The sequence below is a fragment of the Bradyrhizobium sp. JHI2711 genome (assembly GCF_056156565.1).
The window spans coordinates 362287-384875 of sequence record NZ_JBPZPT010000003.1; the positions used below are offsets into that span (position 1 = coordinate 362287).

The window sequence follows — 22589 nt, forward strand, 5'->3', positions numbered from 1 at the left end:
CGGGCCGATTGCAGACATTGCGGCGTCGGTCCATTGGCAAGGTGTCCAATGCGCGTGAAATTCGGAGACATCCTCCAGGCTTTTGAGTTCGCCGACATCAGCGGCGTTGTGGAGTGCCGCACCTTCGTCTGCAGGCAGACAGGAAAGATCTACTACCAGTTCGATCAGGACGACCTCCAGGAGCTCGAGGACGACGACTGCCTGACGATATCGAGGACGAGACCAAATACTTGCAGATCCCGAACTCACGAGACCTCGACCTCGGCAAGCCTCTCGTGATTGCCTTCGTCCGCGAGTTCCTGCCGAACGATCTGGACGACGTTCGCTATATTTTCAGCAAACGCGGCGCCTATCAGAAGTTCAAGGGCCTGCTCTCCCGACGGGGAGCGATCGATGCTTGGCATGACTACCGCAACAAGGCGAGGGAGCGGGCATTGCGCGATTGGTGCGAGATCCAGGCAATCGAGATCACCGACTGACCCGCCATTCACTTGAAGGCCACGACATGCGCGAGGCGGCTCCGCCGCGATCTCGCCCCCATTGTCATTCAGAGAGCAGATGGGGCGATGCTGTCGGGGGCAAAGTTCCCATGGGTTCCCAGTGATAGGCCGACGTCTTCCTCAAACAAATCATTCCATGTCGCGCCGCGCTCTCCTCGGCGGTCTCCTGTCGACGGGGAGCGCGCTGGCGCTTGGCGGATGCGCTGGCCTCGGTGCGACCGGCGCGCGCTTCGACGCCTCCTCGCTCTCCGTCGATCCGACGTTGCTTGTCGTCACCACACGCAAGCCAGTGAACGGCGGCCGCGCAAAACCCTGGTTCGGGCCGGAGCGTGCGACGAGCATGACGGTCGCGCGGGCGAAGCTGACGGCGCCGGACGAGAGCCGGCTTTCCCTCGCCTCGGTCGGACTCGAGAATTGGCGTCTCGACCGGATCGAGCCGGTCCCGGCCGACGCCGGCGATCTAGCTGGCCAGGCCGGCGGCGGGGACGTGCTGATCTATGTGCACGGTTTCAAGCAGACGTTCGAGACGGCGGTGCTGGATGCAGCCCACCTTTCCGATGGGATCAAGTTCCGCGGCCGGACCATGGCGTTCTCCTGGCCTTCCAAGGCAGGACTGTTCGACTACGCCTATGACCGCGACAGCGCGATGTGGTCGCGCGACAATTTCGAGCGCGTGCTCTCTGCGCTGGTGTCGGCGCCGGGGGCGGGGCGCGTGCACATCGTCGCCCACAGCATGGGAACCATGCTGACGCTCGAAAGCCTGCGCCAGCTCCATGGAAGATACGGCGACACGCTGACGAGCAAGATTGGCGCGGTGGTGTTTGCCGCGCCCGACATCGACATGGACGTGTTCTCGTCGGCGATCCAGCGCATCGGCCCTCTCGCCGGCAAGATCACGGTGATCGCCTCGACCAACGATCGTGCACTGGCGCTGTCGGGGCAGCTCGCCGGCGGCATGACCCGCGTCGGCGCGGCCGAGAAGGCCGCCATCGCAGGGCTCGGTGTGCGCGTGGTCGATGCCTCCCAGGAAGGCTGGGGCATCATCAACCACGATTTGTTCCTGTCGAATACGGAAGTGCAGCGGGTGATCCGCCGCTCGATCGACGGCACGACGGCGTAGGAGAGCGCCGAGCCACGCGAAAAGCCTGCTCCTGCCCACACCCGTTGCGGCTCCGAGGGGAATTGCATTGCAGCTTGCGGATGGAAGACCTATGTTGGGTAGCTAGTCAGGCAGCCGCCCATCGTATGGCGAGAGTCTGCAGGATCGCCTCACGGTGGATGGTTTCCATTCCGCATCGGAGGTGATGCCATGGCCATTGCTCCCACCCTCCAGAAATACCTCGCCGCTGAGAACATCCAGTACGAGGTGATCCCGCACGAACTCAGCATGACGTCCGCCCGAACGGCGCAGGCATGCCATATCTCCGGCGACCGCCTCGCCAAGGGCATCGTGTTGCGGCGCGACGGCGGATACATGCTGGCCGTCTTGCCCGCATCGCATCACTTCCGCCTGTCGGACCTGAGGACAAGCCTCGGCGACAATGTCCACATGGCCAATGAAACCGAGATCAATCGGCTGTTCAGCGACTGTGCACACGGTGCAGTTCCTGCCGTCGGCAAATGCTACGGATTGGATATCATCGTCGACGACAGCCTCGAGGCACAGCCGGACATCTATATGGAAGCCGGCGATCATGAGACGCTGCTTCACATGGGTCACGCGCAGTTTGCGCGCCTGACGGCCAACGCACCGCACGGCCGCTTCAGCGCGCATGACTGAGGACCTGTGCGCCGCCCATTGTCCTTGCGGCCCTGGGCGGGAACTCTAGCGCAAGTTCGCCGTCATACCGTTCCGCAGGGTGGCGGCGAAAGTGTCTGCGCTTTGTCTGGTCGGAGTTCGGAAGATGGGGGTGCCGCTGCATTGCATCAACGCACTTGAAACCCACGAACGGAGGCTCGCCATGAAAGTCAAAGACGTGATGCACAAGGGTGTCGACTGGGTCAGCCCCGACACCCCAATCACCGAGATTGCCAAACTGATGCGGGCGCATGACATCGGCTGCATTCCGATTGGCGAGGATGACAAGCTGGTCGGAATGGTGACCGACCGCGACATCGTCTGCAAAGGACTCGCGAGCCACAGCTTCGATGCCGGCCGCGCGACGGCACGTGACGTGATGACCGAGGGCATCCATTGCTGCCGCGAGGACGATGACCTCGCCAAGGCGATGCATCATATGGAGAAGCTGCAGGTCCGCAGGCTGCCGGTGATCAACAAGAGCAAGCGGATGGTCGGCATCATCAGCCTGGGTGACGTCAGCCATTCCTCATCGGGTGACATGCTCACCGAGACCGTCAGAAGCGTTTCGGCGCATCACTGAAGTTACCGCCAAAACGTATGGCCAGGGCTCCTCTCGCGATCCCCCCGAATAGGGTTGAGTGGGAGCCCGAGTCATGCGCTCGTGGTGCAACTATCGCGCGGCGCAGAAGCGACGACGCGATGCGGCTCATTTTGCGCCGGAGGGAATGCAAGTTGCGCCGGAATGGATGCAAGGCCCGTTCACTCGATCACGTCATCATCGATGACGCTGCGACGCGCAACCTACCAAGATGTGTTTCTTTCGAATGCGGACGTGCAGCGGGCGATCCTCCGCTCGATCGACTGCACTACCGCGTGAAAGAGCGCCTGCGCGGCGTCGGGCTACGCGATCAAGCGCTGCACCAATGCCGACTCGCTCGAATACGTCAGGAGCGCCTCGTGAGTTGCCCGGGTCACCCCGACATAGGTCAGCCGGACACATTCCTCGACGGTCTCGCCGTGGCGGCCGAGCAGGCCCAAGCCGGCGATGGCGACGCAGGGAAACTCCAGCCCTTTCGCGCTGTGCATGCTCAGGAATCGCACGGCGACCCGCTTGACCGAAACCCGGTTGCGATTGTCCTTGGCGATGTCGATCGGCGCACAATGCCCGGCGAGAATCTGCGCGACCCGTCCGCCGATCCAGTGCTCCGGGTAGAGACACGCCATCTGCGACCACTCGTAGCCTGCTTTCTTACGGTCGAGAAACCACTCGGCAACGCAGTGAGCTTCTGCGTCGATGCTCACGCACCGCCGCACATCCGGCTCCAGTCCCTGCCGACCCGCATCTTCGGGCAGCAGATGGCTTAGGATCAGCTGGCGCTCCCTAGGGGAATCGAACCCCTGTTTCAGCCTTGAGAGGGCCGCGTCCTAACCGCTAGACGAAGGGAGCGTGAGGGCTAGCCAATAGCCTCGAAATTTGTCCGCCGCAAGGACCCCGAGGGGCGTTTTACGGCTCATTGGCGAATTTCAGCCGTCCGGCCGACTTCAGGGTATGGGCATCGAAGGTGCGGATCTCGATGATTCCGCCGAGATCCAGCGTCACTACGAGGCGGTCGCCGGCGACCCCGGTCGAGACGATTCTGGCGCCCTTGGGCAGGGTGGCAGTGACATCGCTTGCCGCTTCGACCGCCCTTCCCTCAGACTTGAAAAGGCGGTAGCCCACCGCGATCAGCACGGCGCAGAACGCCAGCGCCGTGGTCAACCCCGCGATCAGCATCATCCGCCGCACCCGCGCGAACAGCGCGGCCTGCTCGGGGGTCGGTTCGGGAACAGCGGTATCAGACGTCGTCATGGAAAGCCCTGGGTCAGCGCAAAGGTTGGAGGTTGTGGTCGAAGGCTCCGAGGGCTCGGCCCGGCTCGACCGCGTGCTGGCGGCGCGCCTGCCGGAGCTGTCGCGATCGAGGCTGAAAGCCCTGATCCTGGCGGGCGCAGTGCACCTGAAGGCCTCCGCGGTCCGCGACCCCGCTTATCACGTCGCATCCGGCGATACGATCATAATCGACGTGCCGGAAGCGGCGCCCGCCGAGCCCAAGGGGGAGGACATCGCCCTCGATATCGTGTTCGAGGACGACGACATCGTCGTCCTCAACAAGCCCAAGGGCCTCGTCGTGCACCCCGCGGCCGGCCACGAGACCGGCACCTTGGTGAATGCGCTGATCGCCCATTGCGGCGCCTCGCTCTCCGGCATCGGCGGAGTGCGCCGGCCCGGGATCGTGCACCGGCTCGACAAGGACACGACGGGGCTGATGGTGGTTGCCAAGAACGATCTCGCCCACGCTTCATTGACGGCGCAATTCGCCGATCACGGCCGCACCGGCGCGATGCGGCGCGGCTACATGGCATTCGCCTGGGGCGTGCCGAACCGGCACCGCGGCACCGTCGATGCGCCGATCGACCGGCATCCGCATGCACGCGAGAAGATGGCCGTGCGCCAGGGTGGCCGCGAGGCGGTGACGCATTGGGAAATCCTGGAGAGCTTTCATGGACGCGACGGCAAGGGCGTCGCCGCCCTGCTCGCCTGCGAGCTCGAGACCGGCCGCACCCATCAGATCCGCGTTCATCTCGCCCATATCGGCCACTCGCTGATGGGCGATGCCGTCTATGGCCCGCATTTCAAGACCAAGGCCAACCAGCTCGGCCCCGAGTCGCAGGCAGCTTTGGCGGCGCTGGGGCGGCAGGCCTTACATGCTTACCTGCTGGTATTGGAGCACCCGAGGACGGGAGAATTACTGCACTGGGAGGCGCCTTTGCCGGAGGATTTGCTTCTCTTGGAACGTGCGCTCAAGGCGGCGCTATGACGCAGGCCGCTTCAGAAAGCCTTTACATTACAAAAAGTTATAGCTGCCACACGGGGACGTGACGTCAGCAATCCTTCCCTTTTTGACCCCCGATGGGGTATATTGCGTCTGCGTTGAAATGACCAACGCGGAACATCGCAGCTACGGCCGGCTTTAACACAGCGGTCGTCTGCCTGGCCCGCCGCTATCGGGGGCCTGAACCTTTTGGAGGGCGCACTATGGCCCGTACCGCTGCTTTGCCGGTCCTCAATGGAGAATCCGGCCTTTCTCGCTACCTCGCCGAGATCCGCAAATTCCCGATGCTGGAACCGCAGGAGGAGTACATGCTCGCCAAGCGTTGGCGTGAGCATGACGATCGCGACGCGGCACACCAACTCGTCACCAGCCATCTCCGCCTCGTGGCCAAGATCGCCATGGGCTATCGCGGCTACGGCCTGCCGATCTCCGAGGTCGTCTCGGAAGGCAATGTCGGCCTGATGCAGGCGGTGAAGCGATTCGAACCCGAGAAGGGATTCCGTCTCGCCACCTACGCCATGTGGTGGATCAAGGCGTCGATTCAAGAGTACATCCTCCGTTCGTGGTCGCTCGTGAAGATGGGCACCACCGCGAACCAGAAGAAGCTGTTCTTCAACCTGCGCAAGGCGAAGAGCAAGATCAACGCGCTGGACGAAGGCGATCTCCGCCCCGACCAGGTCAAGTTGATCGCCAAGCGCCTCGGCGTCACCGATCAGGACGTGATCGACATGAACCGCCGCCTCGGCGGCGATGCGTCGCTCAACGCACCGATCCGCGACGATGGCGAAGCCGGCGAATGGCAGGACTGGCTGGTCGACAACACGCCCAACCAGGAAGCCATGATGGCGGAGCACGAGGAGTATGATCACCGCCGTGACGCGCTGAACGGCGCCATGGGCGTGCTCAACCCGCGCGAACGCCGCATCTTCGAGGCCCGCCGCCTCGCCGATGAGCCGATGACGCTGGAAGACCTTGCTGCCGAGTTCGGCGTGTCGCGCGAGCGCGTCCGCCAGATCGAGGTCCGCGCCTTCGAGAAGGTGCAGTCCGCGGTCAAGGGCACGATCGCAAAGGCCGAACAGGCCGCGCTGGAAGCCGCGCATTAAGCGCGGCGGCTCAGCGCCAGAGATTGGCGGATCGAAAGAGACGAAAAGCCGGCGGCAACGCCGGCTTTTTTGTTGGTCTGATGCGAACTGCGCCCGATAGCGGTGCGTGTGGGCACACCGCCTACTCCCCCCATTGCCTTGCCATCGTCGCGAGCGTGCAGCCTTCGCAATAGCGGGCGTCCTTGTAGTCGATCCAGTTGTGCGCGTAGACCCGCTCGAGCGGGATGTCGTAGCGCGCGCGCAGCACTTTCACGAGGATCCTCCACGCCGCGACCTGTGCCTCGGTCGGCCCCGCCGTCACGTCGGGATAATTGCCGGCGAACTCGACGCCGATCGAATTGTCGCGCACCACCTGGCGGTAGGTCGGACGGTTGTCGATGTACTTGTTGTCGTTGCGGTTGGCGCCGTCGCCGTGGGTCGGCACGAGGTTCTCGGCGACCGCCCAATAGACCGTGCCGTCGGTCTCGACCCAGACCGTGACGCCGCGCCGCGTCGGGTTCTTCGCCTGCGCCTGCGCGCCGCCGCGGGCCGAGCCCGCCGGTCCCTCGGTCTGGTGCACGATGATGTTGCGCCAGGGTTTTGCGTTGCGGACCTCGCCCCACGGCGCCAGCCAGACGATCTTCAAGCCGGGGATGTCGGGCGTGCCGGAGGCGCGCGCGAGCCTGGCGAGTTCGGCATCCGCAGCAGCGGCGGGGACGATCGGAAGGAGAGCGGCCAACGCGGCCGCGAGCAGGCGAAATATCATCATGCGGGGTCCAATGTGACCCAAGCCTAACAGGCTTTACGCGAATGTCCTCACCGTCCCGACAGACTCGGGCGATAGCGGCGGGGCGGGGTCATAGACCGCAAAATCGTTCTTGCCGTTCTTCTTGGCGGCATAGAGGGCGTGGTCGGCATTGGCCATCAGGCGGTCCGGGAATTCGCCGATGCCGCGATCCCACTCCGCAACCCCGATCGAGATCGCGATCGGAATGTCGCGGCCGCTGCAACTGGCGGCATCCTGACGGCAGGCCTCGAGCACGCGGCGAGCGATCGCGGCCGCCTCGCGCAGGGACGAGGACGGCAGCACGACGCAGAACTCGTCGCCGCCGGTGCGGGCGAGCATGTCGCCGGGCCGCAGCCGCGTCTGCGCCATCAGGGTGAAGTGCTTGAGGCAGGCATCGCCGGCGGCATGGCCATGGGTGTCGTTGATGGTCTTGAAGCCGTCGAGGTCGATCACCAGCAGCGAGAAGGGCTCGCCGCTGCGCTCCGACCGTGCGCATTCCTCGGTCAGGCGCTGCAGCAGATGCCGCCGGTTGGCAACGCCGGTGAGATCGTCGAGCAGCGCGAGGTCGGCGACCTCCCCCCGCAAGCTGTCCATCGCCATCAGCAGGAAGCCGAAATTGAGGGTCATCGACAGGAATAGCAGCCCGAGCACCATGATCGCATGGGCCTGGCCGCCGGCGCGCGCCGAGAGATCATAGCCAAGCATATTGCCCGCGGTGCGCGCGAGCAGGATCGCGATGATGCTGAGGATGACGATGCCGGACAGCTTGGCGCCCGGACTGACGCGGCCTTCCGGCGACAACAACAGACCCAGCGCCAGCACCAGCGGCAGGGCCTGACCGAGCGTGTAGCTCAGCATGCGCAGCTGCATGTGCTCGAATCCCACCATGAAGAGCACGACGCCGACAAGGCTCAAGCACCCCGTCGCGGTCATCAGGCGCCACGAGACCGGTCGGTCGTAAAAGCGCTGAATGCCCATGGCGGCGAGGCAGCTCGCAGCGATGACGCCGCCAGCGCCGAGCAGCAGCGGCAGGGGAGAGGCAACGAACAGACGGATCAAGGCCGTCATCGCGCCGGCGGCACCGACGAAGGCCGATGCCATCCAGAAACGCGCAGCCGCAAAATTCGGATAGGAACGCGTCACGTAGGCCCAGATCACGCCGAGCGCCAGGAAGTTGACGACGAAGACCGTCCACAATGTCGGTACGTTCAGCATGGCACGTGCAGCACGCGCAGCGTCTCGCCCCCCGATCCCGGCAGCCGTCCGTCCATGACCCATCCCCGTTTTCTTGCGGAAGACAATGCGACGGTTGCGCTTAATGGAGTCTCACTGCGGCTCGCGAAAGCGCGCCCTTGGTTTTGGATTCATGAACGGCGCGCGGCTGTTGCCGGATCGTTAAGGCTGTCGGCGGCGATGGCCGTGCTGACGCGTGAGGGCGGATTCGCGCCAAAACTCACCCGAAAATGCATCTGAGCTGTGGATAACAGGATGACACGGATGTGACGACGCGGGGCAGCCGGCTCCGAATCTGCTGAGTTTGTCGTCGAGGATGTTGCGAGGCTGGCCCTCCGCCGAGCACCCTCGTGTCGCGTTCCACCATTAACCCTTGAGAGGATACTATGGCTAAGAAAGCGAAGAAGGCGGCGAAGAAGAAGGCGAAAAAGGCCAAGAAGGCGAAGAAGAAGTAACGAGGCTTCTGTTTCTTTGCCCGGGTGGAGTGAGCTCCGCCCGGGCGTCGGGTCGATCGAAGGTGGCGGGCGCAAGGCCCGCTTTTTTATTGTGCGAGAGTTCGAAGTGTACCCGCTCTAACAGCGTCATGGCCGGGCTTGTCCCGGCCATCCACTGTGCCGCACAGTCCGAAGAGCGTGGATGCCCGGGACAAGCCCGGGCATGACGAGACCTTTCGAGAGGTGACGAAGAAGCTATCGCTCCGACAACGCCAGCTTGGCGCCGAGCGCGGCGAAGCCGGCGGCAAAGGAGCGGCGCAGCCAGGCCATGACGGCCGGGCGGGAGATGACGCGCTCGCGCACCGCGGCGGCGCAGAGGCCGTAGAGGACGAACACCGCGAACGTCATCGCCATGAAGGCGCCGCTCAATTCCAGCATGCGCGCCAGCACATGGGCCTCGTCCGCCGCGACGAATTGCGGCAGGAAGGCGAGGAAGAAGATCGACAGTTTTGGATTGAGGATGTTGATCAGGAAGCCGGTGACGATGACGCGGCTGCTCGACCGCTCGCGGATGTCGCCGCCAACCGCCAGCGCCCCGGTCTCGCGCAGCGCCTGCCAGGACATGTAGAGCAGATAGGCGACGCCGCACCATTTCAGCGCGGCGAAGGCGAGCGCGCTGGTGTGGAGCACGGCGGCAAGACCGAGCATCGCCGCCGCCATGTGCGGCACGATGCCGAGCGTGCAGCCGAAGGCGGCCGCCACGCTGGCGCGCGAACCGCGGGTCAGCGCCGCAGCGAGCGTGTAGAGCACGCCGGTGCCGGGGGAAGCGACGACGATGAGCGAGGTGAGCAGGAAGGACCAGGTCATGGTCCGACCTTATCACCGCAGGGCGCTGCGAGAAAGCGGGCGCGTCAGGACAGCTGAGCGATCTCTGCCTCGCGCAGCACGTCGAGCGGCGCCCAGGGCTTGGCCCAGAACTTGGCGCCGTCGGGCAAGGCCTGCTTCAAGGGCCGGCCCGAGGTGACGACGACGTCGAGCTTCGGATTGCGGTCCTTGGCGACATGCGCGAGCTCGACGCCGTTCATGCGGCCGGCCAGCTGGACGTCGGTCAGCATCAGGCAGAGCGCGCCGGCGTTCTTGTCGAGGACGCGCTCGGCGGCCTCCGCGCTTTCGCACTGGATCACCTGGTAGCCGCTCTCCTCCAGGAGGACGCAAAGCATCTCCCGCTGCATGGCGTCGTCTTCAACGATCAGCGCTGTCGCGCGTAATGGCGTCGCTTGTCCCATCGGCGGCTCCCAATGCATGCCCTCATAACGGATGTTAAAAACCCAGGCGGACGTGGGTTCGGTTTCATTTCAAAAAAAAGTAATTCATAGTTCCATCATCGGGGACTTGACGGGGGAACTCATGACGACGATTCGGGGCGCCGCCGCCATCACGGGAGCCGCGAGCGGCATCGGCCGGGCGCTGGCGATCGAGCTCGCGCAACGCGGCTGCGACCTCGCACTGGCCGATCGCGACGAGGGTGGATTGAAGGCGCTCGCGGCGGAGATCGGAACAGCGCGCAAGGTCAGCCTGCATCGCGTCGACGTCGGCCAGCCGAGCGACATCGCGCAGTTCGCAAGCGAGGCGGTCGCCGCGCATCCTTCCCTCGGCATCGTCGTCAACAATGCCGGCGTTGCGCTGATGGGCACGTTCGAGGAGATCGACCAGGCCCAGATGGACTGGCTGTTCGACATCAATTTTTGGGGCGTGGTGCACGGCACACGCGCCTTCCTGCCGCACCTGAAGACGATGAGCGAGGCCCACATCGTCAACCTCTCCTCGATCTTCGGCATCATCGCCCCGCCGGGCCAATCGGCCTATGCCGCGGCGAAGTTCGCGGTGCGCGGCTTCTCGGAGAGCGTCCGGCACGAGCTCAGCGTCGCGGGCAGCCCGGTGAAGCTGTCGGTCGTGCATCCCGGCGGCATCGCCACCGCGATCGCGCGCAACGCCCGCACCGGCGTCGGCGTCACCGACAATGCCCGGCGCGCGCAATCGATCGAACGGTTCGAGAACGCGGCGAAGACCTCGCCGAAGGACGCGGCACTGCGCATCATCAGGGGCATCGAGCGCAACGAGCCGCGCATCCTGATCGGCAACGACGCTCGCTTCATGGACCTGCTGCAGCGCTTCCGCCCGGGCACGTATTGGGCGCCGCTGCAGCGGCGGCTGGAGAAGATGGCGAAGGGGATAGAAAAGTAGCCAGGAGCGCAACGGCCTCCACACCCACCGCTGTCATTCCCCGCGAAGGCGGGGAATCCAGTACGCCGTGGCTTCTCGGCTCTAGCCGCGCCGTCTCTGGAATACTGGATCACCCGCCTTCGCGGGTGATGACACCGATGATGTGGTCACTGCCCCATCAGCCGATCGGCGAAATAGCCGATGGTCTTGCGGTACACCACCGCCCTGTTCCACTCGCGCATCGCCTCGAAGTTCGGCGTTCCCTCGCCATAGGGCTGGCCCATCTTGAAGCCGCTCGTGTGCAAGAGGTTCGCGGTCGAGGCGAGCACGTCGGGGATGCTGTGGCGGAGGTCGACATGGCCGTCGCCGTCGAAATCGACGCCGTACTTGATGTAGGACGATGGCAGGAACTGGGTCTGGCCGATCTCGCCGGCATAGGCGCCGATCATGTCGCGCAGCTGCAGGTCGCCGCGCTGCACGATCTTGAGCGCCGCGAGCAGCTCGCCCTGGAACAGATCGGTGCGGCGGCAATCATGCGCGAGCGTCGCCAGCGTGCGGACCACCGGCAGCTTGCCGGTGTCGCCCTTGCCGAAATCGCTCTCCAGCCCCCAGATCGCGACCAGGATATAACGGGGCACGCCGAACTTCTGCTCGACGCGCGAGAGCAGCGCGGCATGCCGCTGCAGCATCGCGCGCCCGCCATTGATGCGGCCGGGGCCGACCCGGGTCGAGACGTACTGCTCGAAGGTCTTGTTGAAGGTGTAGCGCTGGCGCCGGTCGAAGGCGAGAACCGCAGGGTCGGGCGCAACGCCGCCGAGCGCCGCATTGGTCACGCTCGCCGAGACGCCGGCGGCCTGAGCCTCCTGCGCCATGCTGGCGATGAAGCCGTTGAAGTCGCCGCCGCAGCGGGCGGCCTGCGCCGATCCGCCGGCCAAAGACAAGACGAAGGCGGCAGCGAGAAGCAGTCTCGGCATGTGGAGCAATCCCCCAGAGAATTCCAGTGCGAAGCAGCGCGCGGATCATGCCCGGGAACGCCGTGAGCGTCAAAGCACAAGGCTTGATCCGCATCAAACCGTCTCACGCCGTGCTTTCTAGACTGAGCCGAGCAGGAGAACCACACATGACCGGAATAACCTTGAGCGCCGAGCAGATCCGCAATGCGCCAGCACCAGTGCGGCAATGGATCGAGCAGGAGGTGATCGCCGCGCTCGGCCTTGCGCCACGGACGCCGGCGGCCGCGCCGCCGCAAGTCCCCCACCTCGTCGCCTGCAGCGTGGAAGACATGGCCGGCGTGCTCGAGCACATCCGCGGCGTGCTTCCGGCCGTGAACGTGCTGTTCGAGCTCGGCCGCCCCGGCATCAGCTTCGGCCGCCCCGCGGTGATGACGTTCCGCCTGATGGACCTCCTGCATCACACGCGCCTCTCGGACGTCAGCGAGGTCATGACGTGTCTCGAGATGATCAACCAGGCGCTAACCGAGGTGAAGAAGGACGCTTCCGTGCGGTTCTGCGGCTTCGACAATGAGGGCCATTGCCTGATCGCGCCGCAGACGCAACAGAGCATCGCGACGTTGTGGCAGACCATGATGGAGCGACAGCAGGCCGCGCGCGCCGCGCCGGCGGCGTGAGGGGAACGTCATCGCCATGCCCAATCGCCAGCAGCCGCAATCAGCCCGCTCCCTCCTCCGCATCCCGCTGTTTCGCCTGCTCGCCATCAATCTCGCGATCGGCGCCTGCGCCGCCGTGCTATTGGTCGGCGGCCTGCTCTGGCTCAATCCCGGGCATTTGCGCGAGCTGATCTTCGCCGACCGCGCACCTGGCATTGCGCTCGTGCTGCTGCTCGCTTCCTTCCTCATCACCTTCGGCTCGGCCGCAATGGGCAGCGCGATCATGGCGCAGGGACGCAAAGAGCCTGGCGACAAAGGCGGCGGACACGGCTCGCGCCTCGCCGTGCAGGAGGTGGCGCAGCGGCGGCGAGATTGAGGCGCGCAGCGCGAAGCCTGCGCGTTGGCGCCTAAACAAAAACCGCAAAACAACCCCATGCACAGTAGGAGTCAAGCGATAGCTATGATCTTTGCTATTTTTCCGAATCAACGTTGACCGTCGGGCGAAACAGTGGTATTCTACCAACATCGCAAGACTCCAGACGCTGACGCCCGCGCGCTCTCGTTGCGTTCCGAGAGCGCAGCAAGATGAACAAAGTACTTCGAGGATCCAAAGCATCTGATTTTCGAGATTGTGGGAAATCGCGATATCCATCAGCTGCATATCTGATGCGCCTGCTGCGACATCGTCGCGCGACGATTTACCTTGCCATCGCGGCGCGCCTTCTATAGCCTTCTATTTTAGGTTGTCGCCCTGCCAGCCCCGGGCGACGCTGAAAAGATAAACGGCGGGCTTCGGCCCGCCGTTTATTGAAGGGCGTGGCGACGATCGCGAAGGTCACAATCCCGAAAGTCATTTGACTGCGGCGTCCTGATCGAGGACAAGCCGCCATGGCCAAAAAACCCGGAACCAACCCCAAAGGCGAATTCGCCTTCTTCAACGTCGTCTACGAAGACGATTCCCAACGCTCCAACCGCCGCGTCCCTTCCGAACTGCTCGGCGGCCTCGACGGCGACGAACCCGCCCGCAACTTCATCATGGAACAGGACCGCGAGATCGCGGAAAAGAGCGGCCGCCCGGCGCTGGAGATCAAGCGGATCGAGCGGGTGGGAGCGAAGAAGAAGTAGGCGGGCACAGCGGGGCGTTCACCAGCGCCCGCTCCATTTATTCGAGGCAAATAGCAGATCGGCAAACCGGTCATAGGCAAACCGCGTGATCGGCAGCGCCACGCGATTGCCTGATAGCACCGCAAGCCACCCCTGCCCCGGCGTCAACCGCCACAGCGCAATCGCGACATCAGCGCCGACGACGAGCCGCCCGGCCTCATCCGTCGCGTGTAGGCGCCGCCTGATGTCGTCGAGCGAAGCGCCAAAGTGCGCCAGTGCATCAGGCTGCTCGTTGATGTCCCTGAACTCGACGGTGCCCGCGCGCACCAGCGCCAGCAGCTTGTTGCGCTGCCAGTCAATGCCGGCGTCGCAGACGGGGCAGCGGGTGTTGTAGTAGACGGTGAGGTGGGGTGGCATCAATGAGCCTTTCTCGTCGGAATTATAGTCCGAGAGAAAGCCAGATAAACGCCTTCGGCTGAAGCTGCCGATACAAAGGCACAAAGAAGGACGACCCGACCTCGGCCCGCCGAATTGCGCGGCAGCCTCGACGGCGGCGAGCCGCGCGCAACCTCATTGGGAGCAGCATCGAGAGTCGCGTAAAAGAGTGGGAGGTCGGCGCTGGAGATCGAGCGGATTGAAAGGAGGCGAAGAAGAAGCAGGGTTCGGCCCTATCCCCGTCATTGCGAGCGCAGCGAAGCAATCCAGAGATGCGTCTGTGGGGATGGGCGGCAGAGCAGACCTGATTTGCTCAACTTGAGTTCTTCGCATTGTGCCCCCGAAGCGGACATGATGCAGCGAATGACAACTCGACTATCGAGCCCTCCATTGCTCGCGGAATTGCCCGGGCGTCACGCCTGCAACCCGGCGGAATGCACGGGTAAAATGGGCGGGATCTGCGTAGCCCGAAGCAAACGCAATCTCGATGATCTTGGAATCCGTATCTCGCAAAAGCTTTCTGGCATTTTCAAACCTCACGGTATCCAACAGCCGCGAATATGTCATCCCGGCGCGAGATAGCTTGCGTTGAAGGCTGCGTGCGCTGACCCCCGCCATCTCCGCGACTTCCGCCAGCGCCGGAGGCCGCTCGTCCATGTAGGATGGCAGCATCAGCTTAAGTGCGTGGATAAAGTCAAAGTTCGAATGTTCGACAAAGTCGCTCTTCGGATGAGAAGGAGCTTGCTTCAATCTGTTAGGAAGGCCCAGCAATGAAACAGGTACGTCGATCCACGAAGCTTCTTGACCAGACAGGAATTGAGACGTCGGCCAGAAAGACCGACATGCCGGACCCGGCGTGTACCGCGCCTCAAAGGCGATAGTTGCCGGAGCCCAGTCCGGTCCGGCGAATTGGCGGACGATGTAAATCGGGAAAACGTTCTGAAGCCATTGTGAATGCTCGAGATGCTGAAGTCCGGCAGTGCCGGCTAGCTTGCTGCAATAGCGAACATGGTCGCCGTGGCGCTCGACCCAGTTGCTCAAGTTTGAATCTTCGAGCGAAGCTAATCTACAGGCCTGGTGCAGCGCGACGAGCAAAGTCGGAGAATGACTGATTAGATACCTGGTCTTCTCACTAAGGTGTCCGAAATTGAGCGACTTAGCAGCGTGGAATCCAAAATCTTCAATACCTTGCGACCGGCTGGCAAACTCCGCAAATTCGATAGCAGGCAAAATCGGGACGTAATGATCGGCTTTTTCCTCCAGAGAAGCGGGCAGCAGATACTTTTCCAGTAAAGAAGCGGTTGGCGCGCCGAGATTATCCAGAATGTCAGCGAAGGGACTGAGGTGCTGACAACGCGTCAAATGAATCTTTGGCATTGGTGCGTCTCGATCACTTAATTCAGCGCACGAGCGGCGTCGCAGGACGACAACTCCCTAAACAGGGAGCGCCGACGCCTGTCACACGCTTAGATTATCAGGACTGCAAGGCTCTTTGCGTGCTTTTTGTCGCCTGGCTATGCCTCCAGAGGATCGCAGTCTCAGCTCATTCCATTCGACGAACATTTTGGCGCCCAATGGCCAGATGCGCCTCTCAGCTTCCCTAATCCTATGGATCGATTTTCCGCTGTAGGAGCATAGGCTTCAGGCCTGACGTCAAACGATGAGAGCCGTCCGCTTGCCTTCATCCACGGCGGTCCGCACCGCCATCGTTGCATCACTGCGGCACGGTGACGCAACCCTCGATAGCACAGCGCATGCGCTCAGAATTAGCGGGCGCACATTACAGCGTCATCTAGAACGCATGGGCACAAGCCACAGCAAGATCCTCGACGAAGTCCGATTGGAGATTGCGTGCCGCCTGCTGGCCGATACGAGTAAGCGCTTGTCGGATATTGCAGAATTTCTAGGATACACGAACGCCAGCAGCTTCAGCCGCGCTTTCGTGCGTTTGATGAAAATTCAACCCATCGTTTATCGGCGGCAGCAACGCGGCCGCAAGCATGATCGGTCGCTCGTCCGCCGACGTTCTCACCCCACCAACCCGTTGAATGATTCCTGACGATTGGCGCGAAATGGCAAGACGCGCCGCGTGATTTGGCGCGAAATGCAGAGATGCCGCCGCCACTAGCGACGCTCTTGTCGCTTCCGAATTGCTCACGTGCTGTTCGAGGAAGAACGACCAGCCTGCAAAGGAGAGGATCATCATGACAATCCGCGTTGCCTTGATTGCGGTCTGCGCCGCTGGCTTAGTTGCAATTCCGCACAAGCTTCTTGCTCAATCTCAGGCCGAACCCAAGCCGCACATTCCGCTTGAGAAATCGATTGGTCAGGCCAAGCCGGAAGTGGTCCCATCGCTTTTTGTACTCAACTCACGCGGGGTGAGCCTGAAGGAGGGTAAGCTGGTGCTGAGTGCAATTTCTCCGAATGCGATCGTGTTTGCCGACCGGCCGGTTCGTGCCGCCGGGCATGATCTGACCTCCCGGATTATCGAGGACTGGGGCAATGGCAGCGACAACTTCGCTAAAGACCCGCCCAACGCCACGGTGTCAGGATTCAAGAAAGACGGATCGTCGGTGTTGGATGCCGTCGTCGTGTTGAAATCCCCCAAGCTTGAGGGTGATAAGCTGACGTTCGACGTCGATCTCCTCGAAGGTGATCTCGCCGGGGCGGACGGGCCGGCATCTGTCTTTATCGATATCATTGGCCGTCCGTTGACGCCGTTGTCTTTCGCCGGCGTCGCTCGCCGCACCGCCTGGCGCGGAGCGTTCTACCGCGGCGCTGCCGTGGCAGGAGCCGCTGCTGTGGCCGGGGCTGCGGCGTATCCCTATTACTCACCGCGCTGCGGCTACTACCCCTATCCGCCCTGCTATTGAACCGTTCGCCCGAGTGGCTCCGTTACAAAGGCGTGAACTGCGAATCCACGTGACTGGTTTTCTATAGGAAGGAGATTAGCGATGAACATCACCCGTCGATCCCTTGCATTTGGCGGAATGGGGCTGCTCGCGGGAGCCGCCGCCACACGACCGGCTCTTGCCCAGGATTCATTTTTCGGAGTGGGACAAGGCCTGGAGGATTTCTGGCTGGCCAGCGACGCCTACATCTTTGGCTACCCGCTGGTGACGATGGAGATGACCCGGCGGATCATCACGAATGTCGCCGAGCCCGTCGGCACGCGCGGTCCGATGGGACACATCATCAAGCTGCGCCAGTATCCCGATGCCTCCTTCAGGGATGTGACGGCACCGAATGCCGACACCTTGTACACGACATCCTTCTTCGACGTCGGAAAGGAGCCGTGGATACTCAGCATTCCGGACATGAAGGGCCGCTATTTCCTGATGCCGATGCTGGACGGCTGGACCACCGTGTTTCACGTGCCAGGTAAGCGCACCACCGGCACCGGGGCGCAGACCTACGCGATCACGGGGCCGGGTTGGAAGGGCACGCTGCCGGCGGGTGTCAAGGAGTACAAGTCTGCCACCAATATCGTGTGGCTGCTCGGCCGCATCTATTGCACCGGCACGGCGGACGATTACGCTGCGGTGCACAAGTTGCAAGACGAATGCAAGCTCGTTCCGCTCAGCGCTTATGGCAAAGCCTACACGCCCGCCCCCGGGAAGGTGGATCCAACAATCGATATGAAGGCGGCGGTCCGCGAGCAGGTCAATCGCATGGACGCGGTCTCATACTTCAAGCTGCTTTGCGAGTTGATGAAGACTAATCCGCCATACGCCGCGGACGCGCCTCAACTTGCGAAGTTTGCCCGCATCGGCATCGTCCCAGGGCAGGATTTTGATGAGAGTAAGCTGAAGGCAGACTTTCTGAGGCGCCTGCCGGAGGTGTCGTTCGACCGGATCATGCTGCAGTTCAAAATCAACAAGGCCATCAAAGACGAGAATGGGTTCGCGTTCACGACCAAGACCGGCATCTACGGCACCGACTATTTGATGCGGGCTTTGGTAACCGCGATCGGGCTTGGTGCCAACCGGCCGCAGGATGCCGTCTATCCGACCTCGCAAAAAGACGCCGACGGTCACAAGTACAGCGGCGCGAACAAGTACGTGATGCGATTTCCGAAAGGTCACTTGCCTCCAGCGGAGGGATTCTGGTCGCTTACGATGTACGACAGCGGCTATTTCTTCGTGAAGAACCCGCTCAACAGGTACTCCGTCAGCGCTCGGGAAGACTTGAAGGAGAATCCGGACGGATCAACTGATCTGTACATCCAGAAGGACTCTCCCGGCAAAGAGAAGGAGTCGAACTGGCTACCTGCGCCTGAGGGAGATTTCATCCTCATGTTGCGTATGTACTGGCCCCAGGAGACGGACCCCTCGATCATCAACGGCACATGGACGGTCCCGGCCGCCAGAAAAGTCGGAGCCTAGAGCAGGCAATCATGCCGGCGCGCATGCGCCGGCATGATTGCTAGGCCGCTCCCAGATGCCCCACAGCACGCTGTACTCGCTTTGGGTTTTCTGGGGCGAATGACACGGTATTCGCGATGCAGGAGGCCATGATGTCGGCACTTCACCTTGGAAAAGGAAAACAGCGCGTTGGAAGGAGCGCGACAAAGCCGTCTCTCTCTTCTGCGTTCAGGAATGCAGCCATTGCCTCGGCAGTCATGACGCTGTCGGTGCCTGCTGCCACGGCTTACGCCGACGAAGGTGGCGTTTCCTACTGGCTCCCTGGCCGCTTCAGCAGCCTTGCCGCCACCCCTCAAGCCCCCGGCTGGTCAATGGCAGCGGTCTACTACCACACCAGCGTAAGTGCATTCGGCACCGCGGCTGCCGCAAGGGAAATTCACGTCGGCAGAATCCCCGCAACAGTAAACGTCGATCTGAACTTGCGTCTGAATGGGCGGGGGGATCTCGTCCTGCTCAATCCTACATACACGTTCGCAACCCCCGTGCTGGGCGGGCAACTGGCCATCGGAGTGACAGGACTGTTCGGACGATCGAGCGCTGATCTAGCAGGAACGCTCACCGCAACTGTCGGCCCCCTGGCCGTGACGCGCACGGGCAGGTTCGGCGACTCGATCACGTCAGTCGGGGATCTCTACCCGCAGGCGACGCTCAAGTGGAATGCAGGCGTCCATAACTTCATGACCTACGTAACCGGAGATGTTCCCGTCGGCGCTTACAGTTCGTCCCGTCTCGCCAATCTCGGCATCGGGCATGGCGCCATCGACGGCGGCGCCGGCTACACCTACTTCAATCCGCAAACTGGCCACGAGTTTTCCGCGGTGGCGGGCCTCACCTACAATTTCAAGAATCCGGATACGCAGTACCAGAACGGCATCGATCTTCACGTTGACTGGGGAGCCTCGCAGTTTCTGTCAAAGCAAACTTTCGTCGGCCTCGTTGGTTATGCCTATCAGCAGATAACTGATGACGTTGGCCAGCATCCCGCCCTAGGCGGCTTTCGGTCCCGAGTCTTCGCAGTTGGTCCGCAGATTGGCTTTCTATTTCCGGTAGGCGATATGCAGGGGTATTTGAATCTGAAGGGATATGGCGAGTTCGCTGCGGAGAATCGGCCGGCTGGCTGGAACACTTGGCTGACGTTCTCAATATCGCCGATAGCGCCGACCAGAACTGTCGCATCAACCCGGCGGATCACAAAATAGCAGCGTGGCCGCTTAGCCGATCTCGCCGACACACCATGGGTCGGTCGAACGTCTCACGTGAACATATCGAACTGAGCTGGTTATCTGCGTAGCCTCGAACCTTCCACCTGCTGAACAAAGCTGGCGTGAAGGTAGTCGAGAAGATCTACCTGCATCGAAATCCCGCACTTTGAAGAAGGAAAGTCGCCCCCCGGACCCGCACTTCCGCTTTCGGCCCATCTCGGAAGTCGGGCACCGTCCGCACTTTTGTTGCTGTTGGAATGGAATCGGACATGGGTAGGGCAATCGCCTGGTGGATTGCTTCGTCGCAAGCGCTCCTCGCAATGACGGGGCGAGAGCCGAGTCAAAGAAAAACGGCGGGCTGTTGGCCCGCCGTTTTCGTTCTGATTGAAATCGGATCAATTATCCAAAAAGCTCCGCAGCTTCCGGCTCCTTGACGGATGCTTCAGCTTCCGCAGCGCCTTCGCTTCGATCTGGCGGATACGCTCGCGCGTCACCGAGAACTGCTGACCCACCTCTTCCAGCGTGTGATCGGTGTTCATGCCGATGCCGAAGCGCATGCGCAGCACGCGCTCTTCGCGCGGGGTGAGAGAGGCGAGGACGCGCGTGGTGGTCTCGCGCAGGTTGGACTGGATCGCGGCGTCGATGGGGAGGATCGCGTTCTTGTCCTCGATGAAATCGCCGAGATGCGAATCCTCCTCGTCACCGACCGGCGTCTCAAGCGAGAGCGGCTCCTTGGCGATCTTGAGGACCTTGCGGACCTTCTCCAAGGGCATGCCGAGCTTTTCGGCGAGCTCCTCCGGGGTCGGCTCGCGGCCGATCTCGTTGAGCATCTGGCGGGAGGTGCGCACGATCTTGTTGATCGTCTCGATCATGTGCACGGGGATGCGGATGGTGCGGGCCTGGTCGGCGATCGAGCGGGTGATCGCCTGCCGGATCCACCAGGTGGCGTAGGTCGAGAACTTGTAGCCGCGGCGGTACTCGAACTTGTCGACCGCCTTCATCAGGCCGATGTTGCCTTCCTGGATCAGGTCGAGGAACTGCAGGCCGCGGTTGGTGTACTTCTTGGCGATCGAGATCACGAGGCGGAGGTTGGCTTCCACCATCTCCTTCTTGGCCTGGCGTGCCTCGCGCTCGCCCTTCTGCACGGAGTGCACGATCTTGCGGAACTCGACGATCTCGAGGCCGGTCAGCGCGGCGAGCTGATGGACCTCGTGGCGGAGGTCCTTGATGCGGTCCTTCTCGTGGTGGACGAAGTTCTTCCAGCCCTTGGCCGACAGCTTCGAGACGCGGTTGAGCCAGCGCGGATCGAGCTCCGAGCCGGTGTAGTTGCGCAGAAAATCCTCGCGGGCGACACCGTGGCTGTCGGCAAGGCGCATCAGGCGGCCCTCATGCGAGACGAGGCGCTTGTTGATGTCGTAGAGCTGCTCGACGAGGCTATCGATGCGCGCCTGGTTGAGGCGCAGCGACTTCACCTCGACGATGATCTCGTCCTTCAGCTTCTTGTACTTGCGCTCCTGATGCGGCGAGAGCGACTCGTTCTGGAGCTGGTTCTGGATGTCCTGCTCCTGAAGCTTGCGCAGCTTCTTGTAGCTGTCGGCGATGCGATCGAAGATCTCGACCACCTTCGGCTTGAGCTCGGCCTCGATCGCCGCGAGCGACATCTGGTTCTCGAACTCGTCGTCGTCCATGTCGGACTCGGCGGCGGCCTCGCCCGGATCCTTCTCCTCGCCCTCGGGGGCAGCCGCAGGCGCGGCGCGGAACGGCGTCGGCGACGGGGGCGCGGCAGGCGGCGCGACATGCGCGGGCGCAGCGGCGGACGCGGTGGCTTCGCCGCCCTCGGCCGAGGCTTCGCCGCCCTCGCCATTGGGTCCTGCGATCATCGCGGCGTTCATGCCGCCCTTGGCATCCGGGCCGGCATAGGTGGCTTCGAGATCGATGATGTCGCGGAGGAAGATCTTGCCCTCGTTGAGCTCGTCGCGCCAGATGATGATGGCCTGGAAGGTCAGCGGGCTTTCGCAGAGGCCCGCGATCATCGCCTCGCGGCCGGCCTCGATGCGCTTCGCAATCGCGATTTCGCCCTCGCGCGAGAGCAGCTCGACCGTGCCCATCTCGCGCAGATACATGCGCACGGGATCGTCGGTGCGCTCGCCCGGCTCGCTCTTCTTGACCTCGGTGACGGCCTTCTGAGTGACCTCGACGAGCTCGTTATCCGTCTCGTCGTCGCCCTCGTCCTTCTCTTCCTCGCCTTCGGTGTCGTCGGCTTCGGTGACGTTGATGCCCATGTCCGAGAGCATCGACATGATGTCCTCGATCTGTTCGGGCGAGGTCTGGTCGGACGGCAAGACTTCGTTGAGCTGATCGAAGGTCACGAAGCCGCGCTTCTTGGCCTGCTTGATCATCTTCTTCACGGCGGCGTCGGACAGGTCGAGCAAGGGCGAGGGCGCGTCCTGGGAATCCTTCTCCGGCGCATCCGCTGCCTTGTCGTCTTTTTCCTTGTCCTTCGCCTGCAGCGTCTTTGCCTTGGTGGCCATCCATTGCTCCTAAACGCGCTTCATGCGAGACGCGCCGCGCCTTCGCGTGAATTCACATGAACCTGTTGCTCGACGCTCTCGCTTCGGCAGCTCTCGACACGGAAAGGGCGGCGCACAAACCTCTCGCCACCCCCAACTCTCTCTCGCCGGAATTGCCTAACGCTTCGTCAGCCTCTTTGTCGCGGCGGATGCAGGTGTAGTGCCAACAGCGATTGCGCGGATTCATTCCTGACGCGTCTGTTATGCCTGCGGCCGCCTCTGGGCCAAAGTGCTACAAGACCGTTAAGCCTCGATTAACCCTGTTTTTGCCGCCAAACCTAGGATTTGGCGAGTCTTTTAGCGGTTCCAGCCGTGGCC

General features: G+C 62.7%; 26 protein-coding genes and 1 tRNA gene. 16 read left to right on the plus strand and 11 right to left on the minus strand.

Annotated features, from left to right (window positions below):
• The first annotated feature begins 48 nt into the window (after positions 1 to 48).
• From ACTEK7_RS23915 to ACTEK7_RS23935, 5 genes are all read left to right on the plus strand, one after another.
• On the plus strand, positions 49 to 279 hold the full coding sequence (locus tag ACTEK7_RS23915) for a hypothetical protein (protein ID WP_474809648.1): 231 nt from the start codon (positions 49 to 51) through the stop codon (positions 277 to 279).
• Positions 276 to 479: a hypothetical protein gene (locus ACTEK7_RS23920; RefSeq protein WP_050991995.1), complete on the plus strand. Its 204-nt coding sequence runs from the start codon at positions 276 to 278 to the stop codon at positions 477 to 479. Before ACTEK7_RS23915 ends, ACTEK7_RS23920 begins: the two co-directional genes overlap by 4 nt.
• Before the next feature lie 157 nt (positions 480 to 636).
• Complete coding sequence (locus ACTEK7_RS23925; RefSeq protein ID WP_225148044.1) at positions 637 to 1620, plus strand: alpha/beta hydrolase; 984 nt, start codon at positions 637 to 639, stop codon at positions 1618 to 1620.
• A gap of 189 nt (positions 1621 to 1809) precedes the next feature.
• Positions 1810 to 2280, plus strand: a complete 471-nt coding sequence (locus tag ACTEK7_RS23930) for an aminoacyl-tRNA deacylase (RefSeq protein WP_225148045.1) — start codon at positions 1810 to 1812, stop codon at positions 2278 to 2280.
• 181 nt (positions 2281 to 2461) lie between these two features.
• The gene (locus ACTEK7_RS23935) at positions 2462 to 2881 is read left to right on the plus strand and encodes a CBS domain-containing protein (protein ID WP_036009620.1); all 420 of its coding nucleotides are present in this window, start codon (positions 2462 to 2464) and stop codon (positions 2879 to 2881) included.
• A 320-nt stretch (positions 2882 to 3201) separates the two neighbouring features.
• On the opposite strand, the gene ACTEK7_RS23940 is transcribed toward ACTEK7_RS23935, so the two are convergent.
• From ACTEK7_RS23940 to ACTEK7_RS23950, 3 genes are all read right to left on the minus strand, one after another.
• Entirely contained in the window at positions 3202 to 3603 is a 402-nt protein-coding gene (locus tag ACTEK7_RS23940; protein ID WP_225148046.1) for a 3'-5' exonuclease, read from the minus strand.
• A 70-nt stretch (positions 3604 to 3673) separates the two neighbouring features.
• Positions 3674 to 3748: transfer RNA gene (locus ACTEK7_RS23945), tRNA-Glu, on the minus strand.
• A gap of 57 nt (positions 3749 to 3805) precedes the next feature.
• Positions 3806 to 4150 carry a hypothetical protein gene (locus tag ACTEK7_RS23950; RefSeq protein WP_036009606.1) on the minus strand — a complete coding sequence of 115 codons (345 nt, stop codon included), beginning with the start codon at positions 4148 to 4150 and terminating at the stop codon, positions 3806 to 3808.
• On the opposite strand from ACTEK7_RS23950, the gene ACTEK7_RS23955 reads away from it, so the two are divergent.
• Both ACTEK7_RS23955 and rpoH read left to right on the plus strand, forming a co-directional pair.
• Positions 4149 to 5156, plus strand: a complete 1008-nt coding sequence (locus ACTEK7_RS23955) for an RluA family pseudouridine synthase (protein WP_225148047.1) — start codon at positions 4149 to 4151, stop codon at positions 5154 to 5156. The genes ACTEK7_RS23950 and ACTEK7_RS23955 overlap by 2 nt on opposite strands.
• Before the next feature lie 218 nt (positions 5157 to 5374).
• The gene (gene rpoH / locus ACTEK7_RS23960) at positions 5375 to 6274 is read left to right on the plus strand and encodes an RNA polymerase sigma factor RpoH (RefSeq protein ID WP_036009602.1); all 900 of its coding nucleotides are present in this window, start codon (positions 5375 to 5377) and stop codon (positions 6272 to 6274) included.
• A gap of 121 nt (positions 6275 to 6395) precedes the next feature.
• Here rpoH and ACTEK7_RS23965 read toward each other — a convergent pair whose 3' ends face one another.
• Entirely contained in the window at positions 6396 to 7022 is a 627-nt protein-coding gene (locus tag ACTEK7_RS23965; RefSeq protein WP_225114060.1) for a peptidoglycan recognition protein family protein, read from the minus strand.
• 33 nt (positions 7023 to 7055) lie between these two features.
• Positions 7056 to 8255: a GGDEF domain-containing protein gene (locus ACTEK7_RS23970; RefSeq protein WP_225148048.1), complete on the minus strand. Its 1200-nt coding sequence runs from the start codon at positions 8253 to 8255 to the stop codon at positions 7056 to 7058.
• 54 nt (positions 8256 to 8309) lie between these two features.
• Here ACTEK7_RS23970 and ACTEK7_RS23975 point away from each other — a divergent pair, with 54 nt between their 5' ends.
• Positions 8310 to 8513 carry a hypothetical protein gene (locus tag ACTEK7_RS23975; RefSeq protein ID WP_474809653.1) on the plus strand — a complete coding sequence of 68 codons (204 nt, stop codon included), beginning with the start codon at positions 8310 to 8312 and terminating at the stop codon, positions 8511 to 8513.
• A 449-nt stretch (positions 8514 to 8962) separates the two neighbouring features.
• Here the strand turns inward: ACTEK7_RS23975 and ACTEK7_RS23980 are convergent, their stop codons facing one another.
• Together ACTEK7_RS23980 and ACTEK7_RS23985 are read right to left on the minus strand one after the other, a co-directional pair.
• Entirely contained in the window at positions 8963 to 9574 is a 612-nt protein-coding gene (locus ACTEK7_RS23980) for a LysE family translocator (RefSeq protein WP_225144262.1), read from the minus strand.
• 44 nt (positions 9575 to 9618) lie between these two features.
• On the minus strand, positions 9619 to 9993 hold the full coding sequence (locus ACTEK7_RS23985; protein WP_036009616.1) for a response regulator: 375 nt from the start codon (positions 9991 to 9993) through the stop codon (positions 9619 to 9621).
• Positions 9994 to 10114: 121 nt separating this feature from the next.
• Between ACTEK7_RS23985 and ACTEK7_RS23990 the strand changes: the two genes are divergently transcribed.
• Positions 10115 to 10951, plus strand: a complete 837-nt coding sequence (locus ACTEK7_RS23990; RefSeq protein ID WP_225148049.1) for an SDR family NAD(P)-dependent oxidoreductase — start codon at positions 10115 to 10117, stop codon at positions 10949 to 10951.
• Between the two features lie 146 nt (positions 10952 to 11097).
• Here ACTEK7_RS23990 and ACTEK7_RS23995 read toward each other — a convergent pair whose 3' ends face one another.
• The gene (locus tag ACTEK7_RS23995) at positions 11098 to 11904 is read right to left on the minus strand and encodes a lytic murein transglycosylase (RefSeq protein WP_225114062.1); all 807 of its coding nucleotides are present in this window, start codon (positions 11902 to 11904) and stop codon (positions 11098 to 11100) included.
• 146 nt (positions 11905 to 12050) lie between these two features.
• Here ACTEK7_RS23995 and ACTEK7_RS24000 point away from each other — a divergent pair, with 146 nt between their 5' ends.
• From ACTEK7_RS24000 to ACTEK7_RS24010, 3 genes are all read left to right on the plus strand, one after another.
• Complete coding sequence (locus ACTEK7_RS24000; RefSeq protein WP_036009591.1) at positions 12051 to 12557, plus strand: hypothetical protein; 507 nt, start codon at positions 12051 to 12053, stop codon at positions 12555 to 12557.
• Positions 12558 to 12573: 16 nt separating this feature from the next.
• Positions 12574 to 12912, plus strand: coding sequence for a hypothetical protein (locus ACTEK7_RS24005; RefSeq protein ID WP_225148050.1), 339 nt, complete (start codon positions 12574 to 12576; stop codon positions 12910 to 12912).
• A 512-nt stretch (positions 12913 to 13424) separates the two neighbouring features.
• A complete protein-coding gene (locus ACTEK7_RS24010) occupies positions 13425 to 13661 on the plus strand; it encodes a hypothetical protein (protein ID WP_036009587.1) in 237 nt (78 codons plus the stop codon).
• Between the two features lie 18 nt (positions 13662 to 13679).
• On the opposite strand, the gene ACTEK7_RS24015 is transcribed toward ACTEK7_RS24010, so the two are convergent.
• Together ACTEK7_RS24015 and ACTEK7_RS24020 are read right to left on the minus strand one after the other, a co-directional pair.
• The gene (locus tag ACTEK7_RS24015) at positions 13680 to 14057 is read right to left on the minus strand and encodes a thiol-disulfide oxidoreductase DCC family protein (protein WP_225148051.1); all 378 of its coding nucleotides are present in this window, start codon (positions 14055 to 14057) and stop codon (positions 13680 to 13682) included.
• Between the two features lie 393 nt (positions 14058 to 14450).
• On the minus strand, positions 14451 to 15452 hold the full coding sequence (locus tag ACTEK7_RS24020; protein WP_074448034.1) for a helix-turn-helix transcriptional regulator: 1002 nt from the start codon (positions 15450 to 15452) through the stop codon (positions 14451 to 14453).
• A gap of 424 nt (positions 15453 to 15876) precedes the next feature.
• Between ACTEK7_RS24020 and ACTEK7_RS24025 the strand changes: the two genes are divergently transcribed.
• From ACTEK7_RS24025 to ACTEK7_RS24040, 4 genes are all read left to right on the plus strand, one after another.
• Positions 15877 to 16134, plus strand: coding sequence for a helix-turn-helix domain-containing protein (locus tag ACTEK7_RS24025; RefSeq protein ID WP_244429400.1), 258 nt, complete (start codon positions 15877 to 15879; stop codon positions 16132 to 16134).
• A gap of 145 nt (positions 16135 to 16279) precedes the next feature.
• Complete coding sequence (locus tag ACTEK7_RS24030; RefSeq protein ID WP_225144267.1) at positions 16280 to 16948, plus strand: hypothetical protein; 669 nt, start codon at positions 16280 to 16282, stop codon at positions 16946 to 16948.
• Positions 16949 to 17029: 81 nt separating this feature from the next.
• Positions 17030 to 18460 (plus strand): DUF1254 domain-containing protein, encoded by a 1431-nt coding sequence (locus ACTEK7_RS24035; protein WP_036030373.1) that lies wholly within the window; start codon positions 17030 to 17032, stop codon positions 18458 to 18460.
• Between the two features lie 236 nt (positions 18461 to 18696).
• A complete protein-coding gene (locus ACTEK7_RS24040) occupies positions 18697 to 19698 on the plus strand; it encodes a SphA family protein (protein WP_225144326.1) in 1002 nt (333 codons plus the stop codon).
• A 398-nt stretch (positions 19699 to 20096) separates the two neighbouring features.
• Here ACTEK7_RS24040 and rpoD read toward each other — a convergent pair whose 3' ends face one another.
• Complete coding sequence (rpoD, locus tag ACTEK7_RS24045) at positions 20097 to 22232, minus strand: RNA polymerase sigma factor RpoD (protein WP_036009578.1); 2136 nt, start codon at positions 22230 to 22232, stop codon at positions 20097 to 20099.
• Positions 22233 to 22589 lie beyond the last annotated feature (357 nt).